At 44.9% G+C, this 22,672-nt stretch carries 16 protein-coding genes; 10 read left to right on the top strand and 6 right to left on the bottom strand.

Annotation, left to right across the window (positions count from 1 at the left end):
• Positions 1 to 223: 223 nt before the first annotated feature.
• Positions 224 to 1,654 carry an ammonia-forming nitrite reductase cytochrome c552 subunit gene (gene nrfA / locus AC6R05_RS10600; protein ID WP_390519116.1) on the top strand — a complete coding sequence of 477 codons (1,431 nt, stop codon included), beginning with the start codon at positions 224 to 226 and terminating at the stop codon, positions 1,652 to 1,654.
• 171 nt (positions 1,655 to 1,825) lie between these two features.
• The gene (locus tag AC6R05_RS10595; RefSeq protein ID WP_331441481.1) at positions 1,826 to 2,170 is read left to right on the top strand and encodes a rhodanese-like domain-containing protein; all 345 of its coding nucleotides are present in this window, start codon (positions 1,826 to 1,828) and stop codon (positions 2,168 to 2,170) included.
• Positions 2,171 to 2,261: 91 nt separating this feature from the next.
• Here the strand turns inward: AC6R05_RS10595 and AC6R05_RS10590 are convergent, their stop codons facing one another.
• Complete coding sequence (locus AC6R05_RS10590; protein ID WP_500647331.1) at positions 2,262 to 2,888, bottom strand: TPR domain-containing protein; 627 nt, start codon at positions 2,886 to 2,888, stop codon at positions 2,262 to 2,264.
• Between the two features lie 161 nt (positions 2,889 to 3,049).
• A complete protein-coding gene (gene gyrA, locus AC6R05_RS10585) occupies positions 3,050 to 5,680 on the bottom strand; it encodes a DNA topoisomerase (ATP-hydrolyzing) subunit A (protein WP_500647330.1) in 2,631 nt (876 codons plus the stop codon).
• A 258-nt stretch (positions 5,681 to 5,938) separates the two neighbouring features.
• Here gyrA and ubiG point away from each other — a divergent pair, with 258 nt between their 5' ends.
• The 4 genes from ubiG to yfaE all read left to right on the top strand — a co-directional run bounded on the left by ubiG (position 5,939) and on the right by yfaE (position 10,976).
• Positions 5,939 to 6,682, top strand: coding sequence for a bifunctional 2-polyprenyl-6-hydroxyphenol methylase/3-demethylubiquinol 3-O-methyltransferase UbiG (gene ubiG / locus AC6R05_RS10580; RefSeq protein ID WP_500647329.1), 744 nt, complete (start codon positions 5,939 to 5,941; stop codon positions 6,680 to 6,682).
• A 505-nt stretch (positions 6,683 to 7,187) separates the two neighbouring features.
• Positions 7,188 to 9,464, top strand: coding sequence for a class 1a ribonucleoside-diphosphate reductase subunit alpha (gene nrdA / locus AC6R05_RS10575; protein WP_032549287.1), 2,277 nt, complete (start codon positions 7,188 to 7,190; stop codon positions 9,462 to 9,464).
• Between the two features lie 100 nt (positions 9,465 to 9,564).
• Entirely contained in the window at positions 9,565 to 10,698 is a 1,134-nt protein-coding gene (gene nrdB, locus AC6R05_RS10570; RefSeq protein ID WP_285466845.1) for a class Ia ribonucleoside-diphosphate reductase subunit beta, read from the top strand.
• Positions 10,698 to 10,976 (top strand): class I ribonucleotide reductase maintenance protein YfaE, encoded by a 279-nt coding sequence (gene yfaE / locus AC6R05_RS10565; RefSeq protein WP_150872047.1) that lies wholly within the window; start codon positions 10,698 to 10,700, stop codon positions 10,974 to 10,976. The genes nrdB and yfaE overlap by 1 nt, the downstream gene beginning before the upstream one ends.
• Positions 10,977 to 11,077: 101 nt before the next feature.
• Here yfaE and AC6R05_RS10560 read toward each other — a convergent pair whose 3' ends face one another.
• Positions 11,078 to 12,313: a CinA family nicotinamide mononucleotide deamidase-related protein gene (locus tag AC6R05_RS10560; protein ID WP_500647328.1), complete on the bottom strand. Its 1,236-nt coding sequence runs from the start codon at positions 12,311 to 12,313 to the stop codon at positions 11,078 to 11,080.
• Positions 12,314 to 12,523: 210 nt separating this feature from the next.
• Here AC6R05_RS10560 and AC6R05_RS10555 point away from each other — a divergent pair, with 210 nt between their 5' ends.
• The 4 genes from AC6R05_RS10555 to AC6R05_RS10540 all read left to right on the top strand — a co-directional run bounded on the left by AC6R05_RS10555 (position 12,524) and on the right by AC6R05_RS10540 (position 16,542).
• Complete coding sequence (locus AC6R05_RS10555; RefSeq protein ID WP_152468529.1) at positions 12,524 to 13,432, top strand: DUF3943 domain-containing protein; 909 nt, start codon at positions 12,524 to 12,526, stop codon at positions 13,430 to 13,432.
• 217 nt (positions 13,433 to 13,649) lie between these two features.
• Positions 13,650 to 14,162, top strand: coding sequence for a glycine cleavage system transcriptional repressor (locus AC6R05_RS10550; RefSeq protein WP_152468528.1), 513 nt, complete (start codon positions 13,650 to 13,652; stop codon positions 14,160 to 14,162).
• A 221-nt stretch (positions 14,163 to 14,383) separates the two neighbouring features.
• On the top strand, positions 14,384 to 16,000 hold the full coding sequence (locus AC6R05_RS10545; protein WP_500647327.1) for a Calx-beta domain-containing protein: 1,617 nt from the start codon (positions 14,384 to 14,386) through the stop codon (positions 15,998 to 16,000).
• Positions 16,000 to 16,542: an Lcl C-terminal domain-containing protein gene (locus AC6R05_RS10540; RefSeq protein WP_500647326.1), complete on the top strand. Its 543-nt coding sequence runs from the start codon at positions 16,000 to 16,002 to the stop codon at positions 16,540 to 16,542. The genes AC6R05_RS10545 and AC6R05_RS10540 overlap by 1 nt, the downstream gene beginning before the upstream one ends.
• Before the next feature lie 56 nt (positions 16,543 to 16,598).
• Here AC6R05_RS10540 and nspC read toward each other — a convergent pair whose 3' ends face one another.
• The 3 genes from nspC to AC6R05_RS10525 all read right to left on the bottom strand — a co-directional run bounded on the left by nspC (position 16,599) and on the right by AC6R05_RS10525 (position 22,120).
• Entirely contained in the window at positions 16,599 to 17,738 is a 1,140-nt protein-coding gene (gene nspC / locus AC6R05_RS10535; protein WP_500647325.1) for a carboxynorspermidine decarboxylase, read from the bottom strand.
• 198 nt (positions 17,739 to 17,936) lie between these two features.
• Positions 17,937 to 19,190: a carboxynorspermidine synthase gene (locus AC6R05_RS10530; RefSeq protein WP_032549298.1), complete on the bottom strand. Its 1,254-nt coding sequence runs from the start codon at positions 19,188 to 19,190 to the stop codon at positions 17,937 to 17,939.
• An 8-nt stretch (positions 19,191 to 19,198) separates the two neighbouring features.
• On the bottom strand, positions 19,199 to 22,120 hold the full coding sequence (locus AC6R05_RS10525; protein WP_500647324.1) for a pyridoxal phosphate-dependent class III aminotransferase: 2,922 nt from the start codon (positions 22,118 to 22,120) through the stop codon (positions 19,199 to 19,201).
• Positions 22,121 to 22,672 lie beyond the last annotated feature (552 nt).

The following is a 22,672-nucleotide window of genomic DNA, read 5'->3' as shown; positions in this document are numbered from 1 at the left end:
TATGATTAACCAGTCAAAACACCCACACCTACCCCTTTAGGGTTATTGTTAAACTAGCGTGATTTATATCACTAGTGATAATTGATCTAAAACAACAATGCTTCAACACGTAACAAAATGTGTTTGTTTATGAATTAATATAAACAGGAATTCTCCAATTCTTAATTTGAAATAGCAAACTCACAACGCTTGGTATAAAAATCAGTATATTGGAGATATCACTGTGAAAAAGCACTGGATACGTAATTCCGTCACAGCCTTATTGCTGGTCAGCACTTCATTAGTAAGTGCAGCTAGCTTCGCTGCGTCAGAACAAAAAACAATTGGTGACCCTCGTAACGACCAATTCGAGCAGAACCACCCCGACCAATATCATTCTTGGAGACAAACGTCAGAGAGTGAGCACATTGAAGACGCGCTACATGAAGACCCTAATATGGTGATCATGTGGGCGGGTTATGGTTTTGCAAAAGACTATAACAAGGCCAGAGGTCACTTCTATGCACTTGACGACGTGCGACAAACACTTCGTACGGGCGCACCAATGGACGAAGGATCTGGCCCTATGCCAATGGCGTGTTGGAGCTGTAAGAGCCCAGATGTAGCTCGTGTTATCGAAGAGCGTGGCGAAGATGGTTACTTCGAAGGCAAATGGGCACGCCTAGGCGAAGAGATCGTCAACCCAATTGGCTGCTCGGACTGTCATGATACGCAAAGCGACGGCTTTAAAAACGGAGAACCCGCTTTGAAAGTGACTCGACCTTATGTTGAGCGTGCATTCGAAGCGATTGGCAAGAAGTTTGATGAGCAGAGCCGCCTCGATCAACAAGCTTCTGTTTGTGCGCAGTGCCACGTTGAATACTACTTCACGGGTCCAAACAAAAGCGTTAAGTTCCCATGGGATCAAGGTACCACCGTGGAAGACATGGAACGCTACTACGATGCACTTAACTTCAAAGACTGGACACACAAAGTCTCCAAAGCACCAATGTTGAAAGCACAGCACCCAGGCTATGAAACATGGCGTGAAGGCATCCATGGTAAGAACAAGGTGGTTTGTGTCGACTGTCACATGCCTAAAGTGACCAAGGAAGATGGAACTGTGTATACCGACCATAAAGTCGGAAACCCATTCGACCGCTTTGAAGACACTTGTGCAAACTGTCATACACAAAGCAAAGAGACCATGCAGAACATCGTTTCTAGCCGTAAAGCGCAAGTGCTTAACATGAAGCTAACCGCAGAGAAGCAGATTGTGGCAGCACACTTTGAAGCGGGCGCAGCCTGGGATGCTGGTGCGACTGAAGATGAAATGCAACCTATCCTACAAGATATTCGTCATGCACAATGGCGCTGGGACTATGCGATTGCCTCTCACGGTGTACATATGCACGCTCCTGAAGTTGCACTAGAAGTGCTAGGCACCGCGGTTGATAGAGCAGCAGATGCACGTACCAAACTGGTTCGCCTGCTAGCGAAAAAAGGAATCACAGATCCTATCGAGATCCCAGATATCTCAACCAAAGCGGCTGCACAGAAAGCGTTAGGCATGGATATGGATAAGATGAACGCTGATAAGAAGCACTTCTTAGATACTGTCGTTCCAAAATGGGATGAAGCGGCTGAAAAACGCGAAGCGAATTACGACTATTAATCGTGACAGCCAAGGGCGGTAATTTCAGCCAAAACCGTGAGTATCCATACTCACTATGATCAAGGGCTGCTTTTTAACGCCCTGAAATAGACGTCATCATCAAATCAAGCCACACTCTACGTGTGGCTTTCTTTTATCTTATTCACCCACTCGAGAGCCAATGGAGAACCGATGAAAACAACATTAGTCATCACCGCATTGTGTGCAAGTTTAACCTGTGGCATCGCTCAAGCCTCTGAGCGTGCAGAAACGGGATGGGAATGGATTGAGCAAGGCGCTTTGATTGTTGATGTAAGAACGCCTCAAGAATTCGCAGATGGTCATTTAGACAATGCGATTAACTATCCTCTCTCTGAGATAGAGCAGCATTTCGCGAAACTCGACAAGGACACTCAAATCGTTCTTTACTGTCGTAGTGGAAATCGCTCAGGTCAAGCCTATCAATGGCTAGAGAAGCAAGGCTTCACCAATTTACACAACGCTGGTGGATTGGTAGAGATGCAGCAAAGTAAATAAGCTCTGAACTTTATTCGTCTTAATAGGAAAACAGAGCTTTAAGCAAGATCGCAGGTTGATCCTAGCAAGCTAATCAGTATAAGGCATTTTATTACAGCATCTGCTTAGCTTGATTGATCGAGTGGATGATTGAAACCCTATCAAGCCCTTGTTGGTTCGAGTCTAGCAGCTGAGTCCAAACCTCGATCGCTTGCTCATATCGCATGCTAATGAAGTGATCGCTCGCAATGAGCATTAACGCTGTACGATCGTTAGGATCAAGCTCCAAAGATCGTTTAAGAAGTGCATTGACCTCCTCTCCCATCGACTGCTTATTCGCATAGTATAACGCCGTAGCTTTTGCTGCAAACAGCCGTGCTACTGGCTTGCGCTCTAGTCGGATAGCATAATCGTAGCTTGTTACAGCGGCTGCAAACTCCCCTTGCTCAAGGTAGACACTGCCGAGTTTAAACCACAGTTCTGCTTGATTTGGATCTTGTTCAAGCTTGCTCTGCAGTTCACTTTGATAGTTAGCGAAGGTAACGGGTTGTGACTCAGAAGGGTCAGGCTGTGGCAGATCTTGTTTCATCAGATACCATAAAATGCCAGTCCCTAAAACAGCGAACACTGCCAAGCTTAAATTAAGGCGTCGTGCCTTTTTGCTGCGACTACTCATAAAGATCATCGAGATGATAAATAGGCTTGTGAGTAGGATCGAGATCAACAACCAATTTTCCATGCATATCTCCTAGAGTAGAAATCTTACTTTACCCCTTTCTCCAGCAATATACTTTGATCGAGTTTATGAACTTTCCTGACTTTGGTAATGAATTTGAAACATAAAAAAACCGAGCGCTAAGGCTCGGTTTTTATTCATAAAATCATGTTTAACGATAGATTTTATTCTGCGTCTTGCTCATCTGAAGATGCATCTGCAGCTGGCTGTTCAGCTGTTGCTTCTGGCGCTTCACCTTCTGCAACTTCACCGTCAACGATTTCTGCTTCTTCAACTTCATCGATGCGCTGTAGACCAACTACGTTTTCGTCTTCAGAAGTACGGATTAGCGTCACACCTTGCGTATTACGGCCAACTTGGCTCACTTCCGCTACGCGAGTACGTACTAATGTACCTGCGTCGGTGATCATCATCATCTCATCGCCTTCTTCAACTTGAACTGCGCCAACAACTGGGCCATTACGTTCAGAGACTTTGATAGATACTACACCTTGCGTTGCACGACCCTTAGTTGGGTACTCTGCAAGCTCAGTACGCTTACCGTAACCGTTTTGAGTCACTGTTAGAATGTCGCCTTCATTAGAAGGAACAATCAGAGACACAACTTGGTCATCTTCTGGAAGCTTCATACCGCGAACACCAGAAGCAGTACGACCCATTGGGCGAACCTTATCTTCGTTGAAGCGAACAACTTTGCCCGACTTCGAGAACAGCATGATGTCGCTATCGCCGTTTGTGATGTCTACGCCAATCAATGAATCGTCGTCACGTAGGTTAACCGCGATTAGGCCGTTAGCACGTACGTTTGCGAACTGATCCAGAGATGTCTTCTTAACAGTACCGTCGCCAGTCGCCATGAAGATGAACTTATCTTCAGAGAACTCAGAAACAGGTAGAATCGCTGTAATTCGCTCACCTTCTTCTAGAGGAAGAATGTTCACGATTGGCTTACCACGAGCAGTACGACTTGCTAGTGGTAGTTGGTAAACTTTCAGACGGTACGTCTTACCACGAGTAGAGAAACATAAGATGTTATCGTGAGTATTGGCAACAAGCAGACGCTCAATATAATCCTCATCTTTCATCTTAGTCGCACTCTTACCTTTACCACCACGACGCTGTGCTTCGTAGTCGCTTAGGATTTGGTACTTAACGTAACCTTCGTGTGACAGTGTCACCACTACGTCTTCTTGAGCAATCAGCTCTTCCATGTCGATATCGTGGCTAGCTGCGGTGATCTCAGTGCGACGTGCGTCACCGTAGATATCGCGAACTGCTTCTAATTCTTCACGGATCACTTCCATTAGGCGCTCAGTGCTTGCAAGGATGTGCATTAGCTCAGCGATCTCATCAAGAAGTGCTTTGTATTCGTCTAGAATCTTCTCGTGCTCTAGACCGGTTAGACGGTGTAGACGAAGTTCTAGGATTGCTTGCGCTTGAGTTTCCGTTAGGAAGTACTGACCGTCACGGATGCCGTATTGGTCTTCTAACCAATCTGGACGAGCCGCATCAGTGCCTGCGCGCTCAAGCATTGAAGCAACATTACCTAGGTCCCAACCACGTGAAACTAGGCCAACTTTTGCTTCTGCTGGCGTTGGAGCGTTCTTGATAAGTTCAATAACTTCATCAATGTTCGCTAGAGCCAGAGATAACGCTTCTAAGATGTGTGCACGATCACGTGCTTTTCTTAGTTCGTAGATAGTACGACGAGTCACAACCTCACGGCGGTGGTCTACGAAGCACTTAAGCATGTCTTTCAGGTTGAACAACTGTGGCTGGCCGTTGTTTAGGGCAACCATGTTGATACCGAAAGTCGTTTGCAGCTGAGTTTGTGCGTAAAGGTTGTTTAGAACCACTTCGCCTACTGCATCACGCTTACATTCAATAACAATACGCATACCGTCTTTATCAGACTCGTCACGCAGTGCACTGATGCCTTCTACTTTCTTATCTTTAACCAGTTCAGCAATCTTCTCGATCAGACGTGCTTTGTTTACTTGGTAAGGGATCTCAGTAACGATAATGGTCTCTTTACCACTCTTCTCTACTTCGATGTCCGCTTTTGAACGCATGTAAATCTTGCCGCGACCAGTCTTGTAAGCATCGACGATGCCTTTACGACCGCTGATCAGCGCTGCTGTTGGGAAATCAGGACCAGGAATGTAGTCCATTAGCTCATCAATCGTGATCTCTTCATTATTGATGTAAGCCAAACAGCCATCAACAACTTCACCTAGGTTATGAGGTGGGATGTTGGTCGCCATACCTACTGCGATACCAGAAGCACCGTTTACCAATAGGTTAGGAATTTTCGTTGGTAGAACCGCTGGGATCTGTTCAGTACCATCATAGTTAGGTACGTAGTCCACCGTTTCTTTATCAAGGTCAGCCAAAAGCTCGTGGGCAATTTTCGCCATACGAACTTCGGTATAACGCATTGCAGCCGCGGAGTCGCCATCGATAGAACCAAAGTTACCTTGGCCATCAACTAGCATGTAACGCAGTGAGAACGGCTGAGCCATACGAACAATAGTGTCGTATACAGCGCTATCACCGTGCGGGTGATATTTACCGATTACATCACCTACTACACGAGCAGATTTTTTATATGGTTTGTTCCAATCATTACCAAGTACATTCATCGCGAATAGAACGCGGCGGTGTACTGGTTTTAGGCCATCACGCACATCAGGAAGGGCACGACCAACGATGACGGACATCGCGTAGTCTAGGTATGAACCTCTAAGCTCATCTTCAATATTTACGGGCGTGATCTCTTTCGCTAGATCGCTCATAGAGCCATTTTCCCTCTATAGTCAGATCGTATTTTTGAATACGTATAAGACCGAAAAATATAACACAAATTTACCTTGTGAGGCATCACTTTCCCTATCCTTTTATCATCTTGTGAGCCTTGTAGCCAATCAATTGATGAGAAATTGCACGTCATCATCATATCTTGCTGAAAGATGGTTACTTTGCGTCCAACAAATTCGCAAAATTGTAGATCTTCTGGTCAGAGGCAAAAGCCAAGTTATAATGCTCTCAATTTCATGGATGCATTATTTAACTTGGAAATGCCGATTATGACCAAATCACAGAACGTCGACCCAGCAGAAATCAAAAAATTCGAAGACATGGCGTCACGCTGGTGGGATCTCGAAGGCGAGTTTAAGCCTCTTCACCAAATCAACCCTTTACGCCTAAATTACGTGCTAGAAAAAACAGAAGGCCTGTTCGGAAAGAAAGTTCTCGACGTGGGTTGTGGCGGCGGTATTCTTGCTGAGAGCATGGCAAAAGAAGGCGCAGTTGTTACCGGTTTAGACATGGGTAAAGAGCCGTTAGAAGTTGCTCGTTTGCATGCGTTAGAGACTGGCACCAAGCTTGAGTACATTCAGAGCACCATTGAAGATCACGCAGAGCAAAACCCACAAACGTATGATGTGGTAACTTGTATGGAGATGCTTGAGCACGTACCAGACCCGCAATCGGTGATCACGGCTTGTTCTAAGTTAGTGAAGCCTAACGGCCACGTCTTTTTCTCAACATTAAACCGCAACTTTAAGTCGTACTTGTTTGCGATTGTTGGCGCAGAGAAGCTATTGAAGATCGTTCCAGAGGGTACTCACGAGCACGAGAAGTTCATTCGCCCAGCTGAACTTATCAAGATGATCGATAATACGCCTCTTCAGGAATTAGGTATTACTGGCTTGCATTACAACCCACTGACGGACACCTACCGTTTGGGAAGTAACATAGATGTTAACTACATTGTTCACACAAAGAATTTTGCGTAAACCCTACCAATAACCCCATAAAAAATAATTTAATTTAGACTAATGAAAAAGGTTGCAATTACCATAAGTTTGCGACTTTTTTCAGTCTAAATTTCGTGCTCCCGATTCCATTTTGACCATCTAGATTCAATTTTAACCTTTGAAAATCCGCCTCCTCTTTTGGCCAAAGATCAAGGAATTTTTTTTTATGAGCGCGCAAAATTAAACCATCATTAAAAAGCCAATTTTCTACAATCAAGTGAGAGCTATCCTCATCAGTTAGTGGTCACTTACAGTTTTTTTTCAATTTCGTAGTTATCCACAAGTACTCCCATTTCTTTGCCTTGAAAAATCTCCGGCCTAGCACTATCTTGTAACCCAACAAACAAATGACCCCTATATGTTGTGTTTGAACTACAATATATGGGTAGACCAAGATCACAAAGCCGACATGTAATTTACAAAAATTACACAGAAATAGACAAAAACATGGCTTTAATCAGTTTTGTTAGGGAAATTAAGCAGAATGAACCAACAACTTACTGTTACTAAGCGTAACGGTCGCAAAGAAACGATTGATCTAGAAAAGATCCACCGCGTGATCACATGGGCAGCAGAAGGCTTGCACAATGTTTCTGTATCACAAGTAGAATTGAAAGCTCACATTCAATTTTATGATGGCATCACCACAACTGACATCCATGAGACGATCATCAAGTCAGCTGCGGATCTGATCTCCGAAGAGACTCCTGATTACCAATACCTAGCTGCACGCCTAGCTGTATTCCACCTACGTAAGAAAGCGTATGGTCAATACGAGCCGCCAGCACTATTTGACCACGTTGCAAAACTGGTTGATATGGGTAAGTACGATAGTCACCTTCTGGAAGACTACACGCCAGCAGAGTTTGCAGAACTGGATCAATACATCGATCACAAACGCGACCTAGACTTCTCTTATGCAGCGGTTAAGCAGCTTGAAGGTAAATACTTCGTGCAAAACCGTGTAACGAAAGAGATCTACGAAAGTGCTCAGTTCCTGTACATCTTGGTTGCTGCTTGTCTGTTCGCTAAATACCCGAAAGAAACTCGTCTTGATTACATCAAGCGTTTCTACGATGCGGCATCGACATTTAAGATTTCCCTACCTACACCGATCATGTCTGGTGTACGTACTCCTACACGCCAATTCAGCTCTTGTGTACTGATTGAGTGTGGTGACAGCCTAGATTCAATTAACGCAACAGCAAGCTCAATCGTACGTTACGTTTCTCAACGTGCGGGTATTGGTATCAACGCTGGTCGTATCCGTGCTCTAGGTTCAGAGATTCGCGGTGGTGAAGCATTCCACACAGGTTGTATCCCATTCTACAAATACTTCCAAACTGCGGTTAAGTGTTGTTCTCAAGGTGGCGTACGTGGCGGTGCTGCAACAGTATTCTACCCACTATGGCACGGTGAAGTTCAGTCTCTACTTGTACTGAAAAACAACCGTGGTGTAGAAGAGAACCGTGTTCGTCACATGGATTACGGTGTACAGCTGAACAAGCTTATGTACTCTCGTTTGGTTCAAGGCGGTAACATCAGCCTATTCTCGCCATCTGACGTACCTGGTCTATACGATGCGTTCTTCGAAAACCAAGAACGTTTTGAAGAGCTTTACGTTAAGTACGAGAACGATCCATCGATCAAGCGTGAAACAGTGAAAGCGGTAGAGCTATTCTCTCTACTAATGCAAGAGCGTGCTTCTACAGGCCGTATCTACATTCAAAACGTAGACCACTGTAACACTCACAGCCCATTTGATGCGGAAGTAGCACCTGTTCGCCAGTCAAACCTATGTCTTGAAATCGCGCTTCCAACTAAGCCGCTAACAAACGTAGAAGACGACGAAGGTGAGATTGCACTATGTACGCTTTCAGCATTTAACCTTGGCGCTATCGACTCTCTTGATGACCTAGCAGAACTGTCTGACCTAGTGGTTCGTGCACTTGATGCACTTCTTGACTACCAAGACTACCCACTGCCAGCGGCTTACAAGTCAACAATGAACCGTCGAACTCTGGGTGTTGGTGTTATCAACTACGCATACTACCTAGCAAAACACGGTGTTAAGTACTCTGATGGCAGCGCAAACGGTCTAACTCACCGTACATTCGAAGCTATCCAATACCACCTATTGAAAGCGTCGGTAGAGCTTGCGAAAGAGCAAGGTAAGTGTCCTTCGTTCCACGAAACGAACTACGCGAAAGGCCTACTGCCAATCGACACTTACAAGAAAGACGTTGATCTAGTATGTGAAGAACCACTTCACTACGACTGGGATGCACTACGTGCAGAGATCGTTGAACACGGTCTGCGTAACTCAACACTAACAGCGCTAATGCCTTCTGAGACATCTTCTCAGATCTCTAACGCGACAAACGGTATTGAGCCACCACGTGGTTTCGTTTCTGTAAAAGCATCGAAAGACGGTATTTTGAAGCAGGTTGTGCCTGACTTCCTAAACCTGAAAGACAACTACGAACTACTTTGGAACATCGGTTCTAACGACGGTTACCTGCACCTAGTGGGTATCATGCAGAAGTTTGTAGACCAAGCGATTTCAGCAAACACTAACTATGATCCAAACGTATACGAAAGCGGTAAAGTACCAATGAAGAAACTTCTTCAAGACCTACTGACTGCATACAAATACGGTGTGAAGACGCTTTACTACCATAACACTCGTGATGGTGCGAAAGATGAACAGGGCGCAGTGGCACAAGAAGATGATTGTGCAGGCGGCGGTTGTAAGATCTAAGCACAAGTAACAAACATAAGAACCCAGAGAAGCCATCTTCTCTGGGTCTAAAGCATTAACGAGGCCTGTTATATAGGTCTGGAAAGGATTTGAGGCATTCATGGCTTACAGTACTTTTACCCAAACAAAAAATGACCAACTAAAAGAACCTATGTTCCTTGGTCAATCTGTAAACGTAGCACGTTACGACCAACAGAAATTTGAAATATTCGAAAAGCTTATCGAGAAGCAACTGTCTTTCTTCTGGCGTCCAGAAGAAGTTGACGTATCTAGCGACCGTATCGACTACAACAAGCTACCAGAGCACGAGAAGCACATCTTCATTTCAAACCTGAAGTACCAAACGCTTCTTGACTCAATTCAAGGCCGTAGCCCGAACGTAGCGCTACTTCCACTGGTATCACTACCAGAAGTTGAAACTTGGATCGAGACTTGGTCTTTCTCTGAAACGATCCACTCTCGTTCTTACACGCACATCATCCGCAACATTGTGAATGATCCAGGCGTTGTGTTCGACGACATCGTTGAAAATGAACACATCCTAGCGCGTGCGAAAGACATCGCACACTACTACGATGAGCTAATCAAGCTGACTTCTGACTACCACCGCTACGGTGAAGGTACACACAACATCAACGGCGAAGAGATCAAAGTATCGCTATACGAGCTGAAGAAGAAACTGTACCTATGTCTAATGTCTGTTAACGCACTAGAAGCTATCCGTTTCTACGTAAGTTTTGCGTGTTCATTTGCATTCGCTGAGCGTGAGCTAATGGAAGGTAATGCGAAAATCATCAAGCTAATCGCTCGTGATGAAGCGCTTCACCTAACTGGTACTCAGCACATGATTAACCTGCTGCGTAACGGTCAAGATGACTTCTCATTCATGCAGATCGCTGAAGAGTGTAAGCAAGAATGTTTCGACCTATTTAAAGATGCAGCAGAGCAAGAGAAAGAGTGGGCAGAATACCTATTCAAAGATGGCTCTATGATCGGTCTAAACAAAGACATCCTTTGCCAATACGTTGAGTACATTACGAACATTCGTATGCAGGCGGTTGGTCTAGGTACAGCTTACCCAGAAGCAACGTCTAACCCTATCCCGTGGATCAACGCTTGGTTATCTTCTGATAACGTTCAAGTAGCACCACAGGAAGCAGAAATTTCATCTTACCTAGTTGGTCAAATCGACAACGAAGTAAATGCTGATGACTTCGAAGGTTTCGAACTGTAATGCCAACGCTGAAGATCAACAAACTCATCACGATTGAATCTAACCCATCTAACACTCTGTTAGAGACCATGGAGCAGGCAGGACTTGAGCCTGAGTACAACTGCCGAGATGGTCACTGTGGCGCTTGTCGCTGCACGTTGGACTCAGGCGAAGTCGAGTACGTTGGTTTTGCTATGGCTTACACACAAAGCAACGAGATCTTGCCTTGTATTTGTAAAGCCAAAACAGAGTTGTCATTGAGCAACGTGATTCATCGCAACAAGCAGAAACGCGCTTAGTCATGGGATAGCTCGATAAAGACATCAAAACACAAAGGGCCCGATAATTAATATTATCGGGCCCTTTTTCATATATTGATTCTAACGTTACAAGCCTGTTGTCATAAAACAGAATTAGGAATGAACAGCTCTTTGATGCGCTTAAGCGAAGTGAACTGACCAAACATAGGTTTATTTTCTAAGTGTCTTCGTAACATGTCTGCGGCAACCGTTTTGATTACCGTTCTGGAGTCTTCTCGGTTGTATGAGCGGTGAAACTCAAATACTTGCCCCCACTCACCTGCTGGCGTCGATAACGCTACACTGAAGGTTTTATCTTCAAGTTTGCCCGTCACAAGAGCGAGCTCCGTGGCACACTTCTCTCTTGTCGCTCCAGCTAAGGCCAATGTTGCAGCCAAAGGATCGCTTTTATCGATATCGCTGCCTTTGCTCTCCGCCATTACCCAAGAGTGGCCAAAACAGTTTTCAATGTTTTCGTCAGACTGTAACCATGCAGATAAAGCTCCCTTAGTCGACACTTCTGACACAGATAAGGTTTTGTGTTTTTCACTCAATAGGTGGCCTAAATGCTCAACCATTGGCTCATCGACACTCACGACATTGCCTTCTAAGAGCTTATGAACCATCTGAAGCAGTTTTACACGAACCTCAAGGCCCGATTTAGGCCCAAATAGTTTCACTTCTATAAAGGGTAAATAAGAACGGTAACCTAATTCGTATCCTTCAGGTAACTTAAGCTGGTCTAGAATATCTGAGATACCGGATTCAGAGAGTCCGAAGGTGTAGAGCCTGCTGCATTCAAAAGCACTGATTTCTGGGTAGCTTCGCGATAGATCCGGTAGAATTTGATCTTTCACCATCTTTTTAAACTCACTCGGGACACCGGGAGTGAAGTAGAAGGTCGCGTCATTAATTTTAAGTTTGAAACCACAAGCCGTGCCGACAGGGTTATCGACGATCTGTGAACGTTCAGGCAGCATAGCTTGTTTCAGGTTACTGTCTGGCATTTTAGCTCCACGCGCTGCAAACATACTCTCCATACGTTGCAGCCAATCAGGAAAAAGAACCAGTTTTTGATCGGCCGCGCTTGCTGCTGCGGCGGCACTCATGTCGTCCGTCGTTGGCCCTAACCCACCATTAACGATGACCACATCGTAGTTAAAACTCAGCATCAAAAGCTCTTCCACCAGCGCACCCATTTGGTCACCGACAGTGGAACGTTTTGCCAATGCAAAGCCGTGTTGATAGAACTCAGCGGACATCCAAGCGGCATTCGTGTCTACAATGTCTCCGTGAAGAACTTCTTCACCTGTACTTAACATTGCGATTTTGGTCATATTTTCATCCCTTGCTGTCATATAAAGACGCTGCATTATTTTTAAAGTGGTCTATCTTCAATGTTTAGGCGTTTAAGTCATTTCACAAGTATTAATGATGTGAAATTTAAGATTATCTTTCAGAAAGCGCACAATTATTAGTTCCATAAATCAGGCAATTAATAGATAATTGTGACTTCGCTCAACCTATCAACTTTCATGGAGACCCTTGTGGCCAAATCACCGTTATTAGCAAAGGTTACTGCTGCATTTTCACTGTTAATGTCAGCGAACTCGGTTGCAAGCCAATACGATTTCGACCAACCATTCAACCTTTCATACTCGGATGATTGTACTCAAGAGTACTGCGTAAATGATAACTTGTATACCTACAAGCCGAGCACCAATTACGCGCTAAGTGAATCAAGCGACGAGTACGATTTCTCAATCCAACAACCAAAGCATTTCTTAGTAAGCGAAGAGAAAGACTGGGATTACCTAATGGGCCAAACTTATACCATTCTGGGTCTTAGTGTTGCGACTGTTGGTTTGATGACATTCCTTCCTGAATCCATCACCAAATGGGATGATGACCAGCGTGACCTAAGTAAGCTGGGTCAAAAATGGAAAGATAACGTCTCTGATGGCCCGGTATGGGACCGAGATGAGCACTTCCTAAACTATGTGATGCACCCTTACTTTGGTGGTGTTTACTACACGGCAGCTCGTCACGCTGGTTACAACGAGTTTGAGTCTTTCGTGTACTCTTGGACCATGTCGACCTTCTTCTGGGAATACGGTGTTGAAGCATTTGCTGAAGTGCCTTCTTGGCAAGACCTTTTCATTACTCCATTCTTCGGTGCGGTTGTTGGTGAAATGATGCTAGAAGCTGAGCAAGACATCCTAATGTCTGGTGGTGAAGTGATGGGCTCACAAACCATGGGTGATGTTTCTCTGTTCTTCTTGAACCCTGTTGGTCACATTCATTACTGGGTAAGTGATGCTTGGGGTGGCGATGCAGAAGTGAATCTGAACACTAACCCTTGGTGGGGCAACCAAGATGCAGCTAAATTCGCATACGATGCAGGTGCTGCATACGACTCGCAATTTGTCGGTATGAACTTCAAAGTGACCTTCTAAATCACTCAATAAATGCAAATTTCCCTAAAAAGCGACTTACGAGTCGCTTTTTTTGTGCCCTACTCTTCATTAACTTGTTTTGCGCCACGGCTTAGTTTCAAAAATTGACGCAGGTCAAATATTGTTCTAAACCAGCTTCTAAACTGTAAGTAAGACAGATTATCTCGTTATTTCAAACGCTTATTAGGGGCGTTCAATTGAATCTTTGGGGGCTGATATGAATAGTACATTTATCGTTAACTTTATTGGTAAGGCGTCACCTGCAACCATCAAGCAACTTGCGGCAGTCACCCACGAAAACGGGGGCAAGTGGCTAATCAGTAAAGTGAATTTCATTGAGGATCAAGTTGCCGGCGTAATCAAAATTGAGCTCCCAGCAATCAACGAGTCCACGGTTAAAGAGGCATTTAGCGCCAATATCGACTTAACCGTCCAATTTGTTGATGCCGACCACTCTCCACAAGTACAAGATACTATCCATCATCTGCGTTTGGATTCGAATGATCGCGCCGGTATCGTCAACGAAGTCACCCATGTATTAGATGGTCAAGGTATTACAATTCTCGATATGGACTGTCACCGTGTGTTTATCGCAGGAGGCGGTGGTGTCAGCTCAAGTCTGTTCACCGCTAAGATTGCCGTAAAACTTCCTCTTGAGTTACCAATTCAAGACGTCGCAAACGAACTTGAGACACTGAGCGAAGATACACGCGTTATGATTGAGAGTTAATTCACTTTCTCCTCCGGTGAAACAAATTGCCGGAGGAGAAAGCCATAACCAACCTTCCCTTTAACACATCCTATAAATCCCTTTCGATTCTTACATTACTTACAAAATTTCTATATAAATTCTACGTAAATCATAATTTTAGATAGTGAAACAAGACTACTTGGTTGCGTTTTTTGTTACCATACGGCTACTTTCATTAACTTAGTCACTTAGGTTCACATATGGATAGAAACAAGCCGAGTTGGCCGCTTAATGCCGTCTCAGTAATCCTTCTAACTTCACTTTTCACAGGCTGTCAAAGTGGCCATGAAGACAGTGGTGATGGTTCCACCAACCCGACAGCAGTCAGTATTTCCATCCCAGAGACGCTTAGCGTGACCGAGCCAAGTTCAGGTTCCAGTACAGAAGGCGTGGCTGTCACACTTTCAGAAGCACTCACTAGCGATGTAAACCTAACTATTACGACTTCAAATGTCACTGCTCGTTCTACTGGTGACTTTAGAAATTATGACCCGCTAAGTAGCTCCGTCGTAACTATCCCAGCAGGGTCAACAACCGCAACGCTGCCGCTTAATGTATTACACAATAATGTCTTTGAAGGCGCTAAGACGCTCCAATACTCGATTACTGCTCTTTCAAGTTCGACGTACACCATTACCAATAACCAAACGACCGTAACGATCAACGATGCGAACAGCCAACCTACTATCGGGTTTAGCAATAGCCTAAGTACCGTCGTTGAAGGTGATAGCGTTGTACAACAAATGGTGCTAAGTAACTATTCAAGCCAAGACGTCACGATTACCTTGGTTCAAACCGGTATTGCGGCATCCGACGACTACACAGTTGATATGGCGAGCCTCAACGTTACGCTCTCTGCGGAAACCCTAACTTCAGACATTACTTTCTCTGCTAAAGATGATGGCTTTAACGAAGGCGGTGAATCCGTCATTTACACCATGACAGAAGTCGGGAATGCAACGATTGACTCAGCGAAAAACACGCTAGCCTTCTATATTCCAGGCCAAAAGAATTTCAATGACACCGGCTACGTAACCTATTATGACGGTACCGCTTTTGATAGCACGACCCCGCCAGCCAGTCATCCAAACCAAGATGCAGACTATGGTTTGGATAAAACCAATGGTACAGAGCACTCGGATGGCGAATATGGTTTTCGTTATACCAAAATCGATGCTCACGGTAACCCAATGGATCCAAGTGCGACAAGCTGGCGCTGTGTAAAGGATGAACACACTGGCCTTTACATCGAAGCAAAACAAGCTCCAACTGCTCTACCAAGCCAGTCTGATATTGACACTTGGGTTGAAAATCATAAAAACGATCCAGACGCTTACCCTTATCCATATGGCACTGAGTCTTCAATGTGGCGTAGCTCATCGTATACGTATACTTGGTACGACGCAGATGGGACAACCAATGGGGGATACGCAGGGGCTCCCAACGATGCACTATATAGTGAAGGGCCGATTTCGTCTGAATGCGCATACCCAAATGACAATTCAGGCACTCGCAACTGTAATACCAGCAGCTATGTTTCAAGTCTAAATACTTACGCGATATGCGGTATCACTGATTGGCGTTTACCTTCACCAGTTGAGGCTCGTTCATTCATTAACTTCAACGTTGGCACATCGCCGAGTGGTTCAGTGAATTTCTTCCCTAACCTTGGAGATCACCTGTTCACTCACTCGAGCTCTGTAAAGCAAGACGGTAGTGCGAGATGTATCGACTCTCAAACCGGTGAATTGGAACTGTGCAACAAGAACATCACAGGCTCAACAGGCATCGTCGCGGTAAGTGGAGGAATCGAGTAATGAAAATGAAATTATGCTTAGGCGCTATTGCCGCTCTACTAAGTGCAAATGCTATCGCTCAAACATGTGTCACGACGCAAACAGCTTCTCATCAAGACGGGCAATTTATCGATCGTAAAGATGGTACCTTGCTAGACGTAACAACGAACTTATTGTGGTCAAAGTGTAACTTAGGCGAAACATACAATGCGTCTACAGATACTTGTGATGGAACTGCTCTAAAGTACCAAAACTGGAGCGATGCTTTGGTTGCCACACATGACACCACGCTAACAACAATTGCGGGCCAACCCGGCTTTAGGCTTCCAAACATCAAAGAACTGAGCTCTATTGTGGATTACCGCTGCACTCGACCAGCGATCAACCTAACCTTCTTCCCAACGACGACCAATGAACCTTATTGGACCAATACACCAGATGCTCATAGCATCAATAGTCATTACGAAGGTCTGATCATCGATTTTGACGAAGCGTTGGAAGTGATTACAGACCCAGACAATGTTCCTTCCCCACTTGTTCGACTAGTAAAAGAGTTTAACTAAGACTCTCTAATCCCATACAAAAAGAGCAACCCATCGGTTGCTCTTTTTATTTCAATCTATTTTACAGACCATTGCGATAATGAGCGCTTAAAGTCTGAATAATCGAATTCGTTTAGTTTCTGCACTTCGCCACTTGAGCGCTCACAGTAGACAGAAGGCATACGTAAACCGTTAAACCAGTTTAACTTCACCATTGTGTACCCAGCACTGTCTAAAATGTGCAGACGCTGACCAATCTCTAGTGGCTCATCAAAGCTTGCTTCACAGAACTGATCGCCCGCAAGACAAGAACAAGAACCAATTACGTAGTCATGTTTACCACTCGCTGACGCTTCCAAGATAGACGCTGGCTCGTCGTAGATAAGCGTATCTAAGCGGTGTGCCTCTGTCGCAGAATCAACGATTGCTGTTTTCTTTACGTTCTCTACGATATCAACTACTGTCACTACAAGATCTGTAGTCTTAGTGATGATCGCTTCACCGGGTTCAAGGTACATTTGAACGCCGTGCTTCTCAGAAAATGCTTTTAGTGCAGCACCTAGCTTTTCAATGTCATAACCTGGCCACGTAAAGAAGACACCGCCGCCCATGCTCACCCAGTCCAGCTTATCAAGGTATTCACCGAACTGTTCTGAGATTGAATCTAGCAAGCTAATAAACGCATCCACATCTTTGTTCTCACAGTTCATGTGGAACATTACACCATCAATACCTTCAAAGACTTCTGGTTTGATATGATCAGCTTGCACGCCTAGACGAGAGAACTCACGAGCAGGGTTTGCTAAATCTTGACCTGCATAACTAACGCCAGGGTTTAGGCGAAGACCAATAGACGCCTTACCTTCAATAATGTGTCGGTAAGCCGCAAGCTGGCTTTGTGAGTTGAAGATCATCTTGTCACAGATGTCCGCTACTTCACGTACATCATCTTCGCTGTAGCCCACACTGTATGCATGTGTTTCACCACCGAAGGTCTCATGACCTAGCTTTACTTCAAACGGGCCAGAACTTGTCGTGCCATCTAGGTAAGGCTTGATGATGTCAAATACGCCCCACGTAGAGAAGCATTTCAAAGCCAACACAAGCTTAACGCCAGACAACTCTTTGAGCTGTTTTGCTTTCTCTAGATTCTCAATCAACTTATCTTCGTTGATCATAAAGTATGGGGTTTTAAGTTCTTCTTTCTTAAATGTCATTTTCTATACGCGCTCAAGCAGCATCTAAAGATGGAAAGGTAAATTAAACATTTGGTGTGATTTATTTTGATTTTGTCCTGTTCGAACGTAGTGAGTTACAAAATCAAAATAAATGATACCAAAGCTTTAAGGAAATCATCATCGAAAAGGGAACAATCCATGTCCCCTTTAATTAGCAATCAAAACAAGAAACGGTTCTTATTTTTTCAGCTCATGAATCACAGGAAGACCTTGGCCAGCTTCAAGCTCTTGAACATGCCAATCTAGACCGATACCCGGCATAGTTTCTAGGAACGGGTCTGGGTTTAGCTGTTCCATGTTGAACACACCTTTGTCCGCCCACTCACCACGGAAGAACTGAAGTGCAGCTGTGATTGCTGGTACACCAGTTGTGTAAGAGATCGCTTGGTGCTCTACATCTTCGTATGCCACTTCGTGGTCTGCGTTGTTGTAGATGAACACGCTGCGCTCTTTGCCGTCTTTCTTACCTTGTACCCATGTACCGATGCACGTTAGACCTGTGTAGCCCGGTGCAAGTGATGTAGGGTCTGGTAGCAATGCTTTAAGAACGTGCAGAGGTTGAACCACAGTACCATCGTGCAATGTTAGCGGATCTGGGCTCAGTAGGCCGATATCACGCATGCAGTTGAAGTAGTTTAGGTACTTGTCGCCAAAGCCCATCCAGAACTCAATGCGTTTTGCAGGGATGAACTCTTTCATTGAACGAACTTCATCGTGCGCCATTGAGTATACTTTGTGAGATCCACAGTTCGGGAAATCAAACTCTAGCATACGAGAGTGACAAGGTACTTGCTTCCACTCTTCGTTTTCCCAGTAGAAAGAATCGCCTTGGATCTCAAGCATGTTTGTCTCTGGATCGAAGTTAGTTGCGAACTTCTTACCGTGGTCGCCAGCATTAACGTCCATTACATCAATAGTATCGATCTCATCGAACAGATGCTTAACCGCGTAAGCAGCAAATACTGAAACCACACCTGGATCGAAACCAGCACCAAGAATACCTGTGATGCCCGCTTCTGCGAACTTCTCACGGTAACCCCATTGCCAATCGTAAGCTTGAGGAACTTGTTGGCCTTCAGAACATAGGTCAACCGCTACTGACGTATCTAGGTAAGATACTTTTGCTTGGTAACACGCTTCCATGATCGCCATGTTTACCCATGGAGGACCTGCGTTGATCACTAGATCAGGCTGAACTTCTTTGATTAGAGCAACAAGTGCATCAACGTCATCTGCGTTTACAGCGCGTGCTTCTAGTTTCTTAGTTGAATCTTTAAGGTTGTTTTTACCTTTGATCGATTCGATGATCTTTTCACATTTCGCGATAGTACGAGATGCGATAGTAATGTCACCCAGAACGTCGTTGTTTTGTGCCGCTTTATGTGCAACAACCCAACCTACGCCACCTGCACCAATTTGTAGAATTGCCATAATATTTATTACCCTTGTTGTTCTGCTAGCTCAGCTGCTAGATTATGAATTTTTGTAATTAGAGATTCGAAGTCTGCCATGTCTAAGCATGGATTTAGGATGGTGAACTTCAAAGCGCTCTTGCCATCAACCATTGTTTCGCCCAGTACAGCGACTCCACGAGTCAGAGCCTCTAACCTTAATGTTTGGTTAAACGTGTCTAAATCCGTGACATTGCTATTAACCGCTCTAAACAGCACTGTCGATAATGCTGGTTCGGCTAATAGCTCAAAACCTTCGTGGTTTTGAATTAGATCGGAAACATGAAGTGCTTGTGCCAACAGATGATCATACATCTCACCCAATTGTTCCTGCCCTACGCTCTGCATCGTCATAAAGACTTTGAGCGCATCAAAACGCTTGGTCGTTGCAATCGACTTATCAACCAAGTTAGGCAGTTCATCGTGCTCACGGTTCAAATAGTCAGCATGATGCAGTAAGAACTGGAAGTTTTGCTTATCTTTCAGCAACAGCGCGCCACAGCTGATCGTTTGATAGAACAGCTTATGGAAATCCACACTGACAGAATCCGCTTTCTCAATACCTTTCAGGCGAGATTTGTGGCTGCTGAGGATCAAAGCGCCACCGTAAGCACTGTCGACATGGAACCACAGCTCTTGTTGCTGAGCGATCTGCGCAATCGACTCTAAGTCATCAATCGCACCGTGATCGGTTGTACCTGCCGTGCCTACGACTGCGAATGGAATCAGGCCATCGTCTTTTAGCTCTTTAATCGCTTTCTCTAACAATTCGGTTTTAATGGTACCGTTACTGTTAGTATCAACACAGCGCACCGAACTTTCGCCCAAGCCTAACAAAGAAGCCGACTTTTGGACTGTAAAGTGAGATTTTTTAGAGCAAAGGATACGTAATTTCTGTGCGTACTCTGGGAGGCCGAGTTTTTGAATCGAGTGGTTATCGATTTTGTTCGCGATCCAGTCGCGTGCAAGTAGCAGCCCCATTAAATTACTTTGGGTACCGCCGCTTGTGAAAATGCCATCGCTATTTTCGCCCAGTTCGTACTTGCCACACATCCAATCAATCACTTTCTGCTCAACATAGGTTGCCGCAGATGCCTGATCCCACGAGTCCATTGATTGATTAAGTGCCGCAATCATAGACTCAGCAGCGACAGATGCCATCAATGGTGGTGTATGCAGGTGTGCAATACAGTCAGGGTGTTGAACAAAGATGGAGTTCTTAGCAACCAAGTCAGCCGTATCTTCTACCACATCAACCAGTGAACCTTGAACGTTATCAAGATCGACTGCGTTAATTGCGGCTTCTAGTAGCTTAGGCTCGAGACCAGAATATGGGGCATCCACTTGTTCGAACACCGACTTCATTGCTTGAGTGGTTTGATTAAGAACCTTTTCAAATTCGTCGCTGCCACCTACACCTGTATGGATGAAGTGTTTTTTCCATTCACCGTTAGCACTGCTGCTTTCAACATGGCTACCACCGGCTGCAAGAATCGCTTCTTCCATCACGCGAAGGGCAAAATCAATCTGTTCGAAACTGATGATCATTGGAGGAAGGAAGCGAATAACAGAGCCTTCACGTCCACCTTTTTCAACCATCAAGCCGCGCTCAAGTGCTGCACGCTGGATTTTAAGAGTCAGCTCGCCGTCAGCAACTGGCTCACCAAAACTGTTCTTTTCACCGTTAGGGTTTTGAATCTCAACACCTAACATCAAGCCTTTACCACGAACCTCAGCAATACAGTCAACACGTTGCTGTAGCTTTTCTAAACCGTGGCGAAGATATTGACCCGAAATATTCGCGTGCTCAACAAGGTTGTCTCGCTCAATAATCTCTAAGGCTTTCGCACCCGACACCATTGCCAATTGGTTACCACGGAAAGTACCGGTATGTTCACCCGCTTTCCAAGTATCAATACTCTTATCAAAAACCAGCAGTGACATTGGTAGGCCGCCACCGATCGCTTTAGACAGACATAGGATATCTGGATTAATACCGGACTCTTCAAATGCAAAGCGATGACCTGTTTTGCCTACACCACACTGGATTTCATCAAAAATCAGTAGGATACCGTGCTCATCACAGATGCGTCTTAAACCACGCAACCAAGAAGCAGGTGCTGGAATTACACCACCTTCACCTTGTACTGGCTCAACGATCATCGCGGCAGGTTTCATGATACCCGCTTCGTCATCCGCAAGTAGACGTTCGATGTATCGAAGACTGGCCTGTGCACCTTGCTCACCACCAAGACCAAATGGGCAACGAAGGTTGTATGGGAATGGCATAAAGTGAACATCAGACATCAAGCCGCTACGACGCGCTTTCGTGCCTAAGTTACCCATCATGCCCATAGTACCGTTGGTCATCCCGTGGTACGCGCCACGGAAAGCAAACATCGTGTTACGACCAGTAGTCTGTTTCGCCAACTTGATAGCAGCTTCAACCGCATCAGCACCAGATGGGCCACAGAATTGAATCACTGAATTTTCAGCAAAGTCTTGTGGTAAGAACCCTTTAACACGATTGATAAAAGTTTCTTTCGCTTGAGTTGTGATATCTAAGGTTTGATATGGTAGACCTGAATCCAACTGAGCTTTTAATGCTTGGTTAATCTCTGGGTGGTTATAACCCAGTGCTAACGTCCCTGCACCGGCAAGGCAGTCTAGGAAAATTTGTCCACGGGTATCTTCAACCAGAGCGCCATATGCTCGTTTTATTGCAATCGGTAGACGTCTTGGGTAAGAACGGACTGCCGATTCGTTTTGCTCTTGTTCAAGCAAAATAGCGTCTGGAGTAAGATCATAAGTGCCTTCAACAACAGGAACTGAAGTTGAAAACGAGTGTGCGATAGTATTTGTATCGACTTCAAAGGCGGTAGTCATAAAAAATCCCTTGAATGTATTCATACTCCCTCCTAACAGCACATTGCTAGAAGTGAGGTATAGCTGTACGCTCGCGTAAGTCAAATGACAAACACGACAAAGCGCCGTCTAACGACAGCAAAATTTACTTAGCGCAAAATCAAGGTTCAGTAATGCTACTGTTTTGAAGGATCGGGCAAAGGTGAAGTACCGGCCCAATTGGATGTGAAAAGCTGATTCGCAGTGTTGTGTTAAGTGAGTTCAATGTTGGGTTTCCCATTAACATGGCATCAAGCGCCATAAGTATCCCGTCTATCAGTTAAAGAACTAACTGATACCTACCCTACGCAGTGTCACAATCAGCCTGAATGGTCACTGCGCGTATCCCCCAGAAGCAATCGTTGTCCATTCCGAGATTGGGCGGGAAGGTAACATAGTTTTTAACACACTATCAATAGTTTTTAATGTTAGGAGTATAAATACGAGGGATGGGTAAACTCGTCGCGAAACGGAATAGATCCCCGGCTCGCTCGTTCCTCACGACCGAGGGTGACGAAGATAACTCCCAATCAACCGTCATTCCCTAGAACGAGGAAC

The sequence above is a fragment of the Vibrio sp. R11-SG3-ISO9 genome (assembly GCF_059834255.1).
This window is presented reverse-complemented; position numbering and strand designations above follow the sequence as displayed.

What these genes read in the sequence shown, in the direction of transcription:
- AC6R05_RS10595 (WP_331441481.1), top strand. Translation starts at nt 1,826, where the DNA reads ATGAAAACAACATTAGTCATCACCGCATTGTGTGCAAGTTTAACCTGT.
- AC6R05_RS10590 (WP_500647331.1), bottom strand. Translation starts at nt 2,888, where the DNA reads ATGGAAAATTGGTTGTTGATCTCGATCCTACTCACAAGCCTATTTATC.
- gyrA (WP_500647330.1), bottom strand. Translation starts at nt 5,680, where the DNA reads ATGAGCGATCTAGCGAAAGAGATCACGCCCGTAAATATTGAAGATGAG.
- ubiG (WP_500647329.1), top strand. Translation starts at nt 5,939, where the DNA reads ATGGATGCATTATTTAACTTGGAAATGCCGATTATGACCAAATCACAG.
- nrdA (WP_032549287.1), top strand. Translation starts at nt 7,188, where the DNA reads ATGAACCAACAACTTACTGTTACTAAGCGTAACGGTCGCAAAGAAACG.
- nrdB (WP_285466845.1), top strand. Translation starts at nt 9,565, where the DNA reads ATGGCTTACAGTACTTTTACCCAAACAAAAAATGACCAACTAAAAGAA.
- yfaE (WP_150872047.1), top strand. Translation starts at nt 10,698, where the DNA reads ATGCCAACGCTGAAGATCAACAAACTCATCACGATTGAATCTAACCCA.
- AC6R05_RS10560 (WP_500647328.1), bottom strand. Translation starts at nt 12,313, where the DNA reads ATGACCAAAATCGCAATGTTAAGTACAGGTGAAGAAGTTCTTCACGGA.
- AC6R05_RS10550 (WP_152468528.1), top strand. Translation starts at nt 13,650, where the DNA reads ATGAATAGTACATTTATCGTTAACTTTATTGGTAAGGCGTCACCTGCA.
- AC6R05_RS10545 (WP_500647327.1), top strand. Translation starts at nt 14,384, where the DNA reads ATGGATAGAAACAAGCCGAGTTGGCCGCTTAATGCCGTCTCAGTAATC.
- AC6R05_RS10540 (WP_500647326.1), top strand. Translation starts at nt 16,000, where the DNA reads ATGAAAATGAAATTATGCTTAGGCGCTATTGCCGCTCTACTAAGTGCA.
- nspC (WP_500647325.1), bottom strand. Translation starts at nt 17,738, where the DNA reads ATGACATTTAAGAAAGAAGAACTTAAAACCCCATACTTTATGATCAAC.
- AC6R05_RS10530 (WP_032549298.1), bottom strand. Translation starts at nt 19,190, where the DNA reads ATGGCAATTCTACAAATTGGTGCAGGTGGCGTAGGTTGGGTTGTTGCA.
- AC6R05_RS10525 (WP_500647324.1), bottom strand. Translation starts at nt 22,120, where the DNA reads ATGAATACATTCAAGGGATTTTTTATGACTACCGCCTTTGAAGTCGAT.